Below are 3,089 nucleotides of genomic sequence, written 5' to 3' on the forward strand. Positions count from 1 at the left end.
GCACGGGCGGCCAGCGTGTGCGCCGCCCGGTGGATGTTGGAGTTCTCGTGCGCGTAGAAGTACGCCAGCCGGTCGATCACCGCCTGCGGCTTGTGGGTGGTGGCCGCGTTGTCGAACCACACCAGCGGCTTGCCGTTCACCCGCTCCCGCAGGATGGGGAAGTCACGGCGCACCGCGTGCACGTCGAAGGCCGGTGTCGCAGCCGGTGTGGCCGGGGCCGCAGCCGCCGGTGCGCGCGTGCCCGGGCCATCGATGAAGTAGTAGCCGGTGGCGCCCGCGGGCGCCGGCACGCCGCCCGCAGGCAAGCCGCCATGGCCAGGGTGGCCGGGCAGTTGCAGCGCAGGCACCTGGGGCAACTGAGGCACGCCCAGCAGCTGGCTGCCGGCACGGCCGTCGTAGGCCGGCGCGGCCACCAGTGCATGGTCGGGCACGCCGTTGGGCGCCTGTGCATGCGGCAGCAACGAAGGCGCCTGCGCCGCCACGTTGGCCGGCGCCTGCGGCGAGCTGGGCAGCAGGTTGGCGCCCGGGGCGGTGGCGCCCAGCGGCTGCAGCGAAGGCGTGGCCGGGCCGTGGCTGCCGGGCGGCAGCGCCAGGCCGGCGGGCTGCACGTTGGCCGGCACCGGCACGCCGCCCACCGTCGGGTTGGGCTGGCTGCCCGGCAGCGCCGCGAAGAACTCGCCCGCCAGCCGCGCCAGCGCGGCCGCGTCGGGCAGGCCCGGCGGCGGCACCGGGTGGGCCACGTTGTCGAGAAGGGTGTCCACGCTCATGCCGGTGGTCACTTGTAGGTGTCGGGGTAGTCGTGGTACTTGCCGATCTCGACGTCTTCCAGCACCGCCAGCGCGTCGTCGGTCTGCACCGCCAGCGAGCAGTACAGCGAGATCAGGTACGAAGCGATGGCGTTGCGGTTGATGCCCATGAAGCGCACGCTCAGGCCCGGGCTTTGTTCACCGGCCAGGCCCGGTTGGTACAGGCCCACCACGCCCTGGCGCTTGTCGCCCACGCGCAGCAGCAGGATCTTGGTCTTGCCGTCGGCCACCGGCACCTTGTCGCTGGGAATCAGCGGCAGGCCGCGCCAGGTCAGGAACTGGCTGCCGAACAGGCTCACGGTCGGCGGCGGCACGCCGCGGCGGGTGCACTCACGGCCGAAGGCGGCGATGGCCAGCGGGTGGGTCAGGAAGAAGGCGGGCTCCTTCCACACCTTGCTCAGCAGCTCGTCCAGGTCGTCGGGCGTGGGCGCGCCGGTCAGTGGGTACACCACCTGGTCGGGGTGCACGCTGGCCAGCAGGCCGTAGTCGGGGTTGTTGATCAGCTCGCTTTCCTGGCGCTCCTTGATCGTCTCGATCGTCAGGCGCAGCTGTTCCTTGATCTGGTCGTGCGGGCTGCTGTAGAGGTCGCTCACCCGCGTGTGCACGTCGAGCACGGTGCTGACGGCATTGAGGAAGTACTCGCGCGGCTGCTCTTCGTAGTTGACGAAGGTGCTGGGCAGGCGCGATTCGTCGCGCTGGGTGCACGCCACCAGCACGTCGTTGGGGTTGCTCACCTTGTTCAGGCGGTAGATGCCTGCTTCCACCGGCAGCCATTGCAACAGGTGCGTCAGCCAGCGCGGGCTGATGGTGGACAGGACCGGCGCGGTCTTGGTGGCATTGGCCAGCTGGCGCGCGGCGTTGTCGCCCAGCGCCAATTGCGGCGCGGCGGATGCTTCAGACATGAAAACCCCCTGAGACGGAACTGCTTGTTGTGAATAACGAAAGTACGAAACCGACTATCGCCCTGCGGCCCTCACCGCATCAACCGGCTATAGCCAGCGAAAGGCCTCGGCCGCGCGGTCGGCGTGGCTCTGCTCGCAGTGCTGCAGCAGGCGCGAGAGCGGCACGCCCAGCGCAGCGGCCAGCTTGGCCGCAGTGGCCAGCGAGGGCATCACCACGCCACGTTCCACCTCGCCCATGTACGAGCGGTTGAGCTCGGCCTCGCCGGCCAGCCGCTCCTGCGACCAGCCCCGGCCTTCTCGCAGCTGGCGCACCACGGCGCCGAAGCGGCCCACCGCCAGCGTGGGCGGCGGCAGCTCGGTGGCCGGGCGTCCGGGCATCAGCGCATCGTTGGCCATCACGCCACCCCTGGCCCGGTGCTGGTAGGGTGCGCCTGCGTGATGCGGCTGCCTGGCGGCACGCTGTGCGTGAGCCACACGTTGCCGCCGATGGTGGAGCCGCGGCCGATGGTCACGCGGCCCAGCACCGTGGCGCCGGCATAGATCACCACGTCGTCTTCCAGCAGCGGATGGCGCGCGCCGCCCTTCTGGATGTGGCCTTCTTCGTCGGTCTCGAAGCGGCGGGCGCCCAGCGTCACCGCCTGGTACAGCCGCACGTGGCGGCCGATCTCGGCGGTTTCGCCGATCACCACGCCGGTGCCGTGATCGATGAAGAAGCCCGCGCCGATGCGTGCGCCCGGGTGGATGTCGATCCCGGTCTCGCCATGGGCCAGCTCGGCCACGATGCGCGCCAGCAGCGGCGTGCCCAGCTCGTACAGCCGGTGGGCGATGCGGTGGTGGATCATGGCCTGGATGCCGGGGTAGCACAGCAGCACCTCGTCCACGCTGCGTGCGGCGGGGTCGCCCTCATAGGCGGCCAGCACGTCGCTGTCCAGCAGCGCGCGGATGCCGGGCAGCGACTGGCCGAAGGCGCGCACCACGGCCAGCGCCCGCGCATCGGCGTCTTCATCGGCGGCCGCTGACCGGGTGCCGTCGGCGCTGCGCGCGGGGTGGCGCAGCTCCAGCCGCACCTGCACCAGCAGCTCGGCCAGCGCCTGCTGCAGCGTGTGGGCGATGTAGTCGTCCTCATGCTCCTGGCGCAGGTCGGGCGGGCCCAGCCGCATCGGGAACAAGGCGCCCCGCAGCTGGCCCACCACGGCAGCCAGCGCCTCGCGCGAGGGCAGCTCGCGGCCACCCACTTCCTGCAGCCGGTTCTGCGCGGTGCGCCAGCGCTCGCGCGCGGCGCGCAGCTCGGCGACGATGCCCGGAACCCCCAGCGCGCCGGGTGACGGCTCGTCGTTCAGTCCTGTTGCCACGGCAGCCCCTGGTAGCGCCAGCCATCGGC

4 protein-coding genes are annotated in these 3,089 nt (G+C 71.7%); all 4 read right to left on the minus strand.

The annotated features are described in order from the left end of the window. The coding region (locus tag ABNT58_RS22375) for an aminotransferase class V-fold PLP-dependent enzyme (protein ID WP_348755612.1) at positions 1–761 on the minus strand (761 nt) is incomplete at its 3' end. Between the two features lie 14 nt (positions 762–775). After that, positions 776–1,708, minus strand: coding sequence for a family 2A encapsulin nanocompartment shell protein (locus tag ABNT58_RS22380; protein ID WP_348755613.1), 933 nt, complete (start codon positions 1,706–1,708; stop codon positions 776–778). Between the two features lie 87 nt (positions 1,709–1,795). Further along, complete coding sequence (locus ABNT58_RS22385) at positions 1,796–2,086, minus strand: helix-turn-helix transcriptional regulator (RefSeq protein WP_348755614.1); 291 nt, start codon at positions 2,084–2,086, stop codon at positions 1,796–1,798. 17 nt (positions 2,087–2,103) lie between these two features. Next, positions 2,104–3,021: a serine O-acetyltransferase EpsC gene (epsC, locus tag ABNT58_RS22390; RefSeq protein ID WP_348755615.1), complete on the minus strand. Its 918-nt coding sequence runs from the start codon at positions 3,019–3,021 to the stop codon at positions 2,104–2,106. Positions 3,022–3,089 lie beyond the last annotated feature (68 nt).

Source organism: uncultured Aquincola sp. (assembly GCF_964001545.1).
Taxonomy (GTDB): Bacteria; Pseudomonadota; Gammaproteobacteria; order Burkholderiales; family Burkholderiaceae_C; genus Aquincola.

Bases quoted from the DNA above. Each gene is read 5' to 3' on its own strand.
- ABNT58_RS22380 (WP_348755613.1), bottom strand. From the start codon at position 1,708: ATGTCTGAAGCATCCGCCGCGCCGCAATTGGCGCTGGGCGACAACGCC.
- ABNT58_RS22385 (WP_348755614.1), bottom strand. From the start codon at position 2,086: ATGCCCGGACGCCCGGCCACCGAGCTGCCGCCGCCCACGCTGGCGGTG.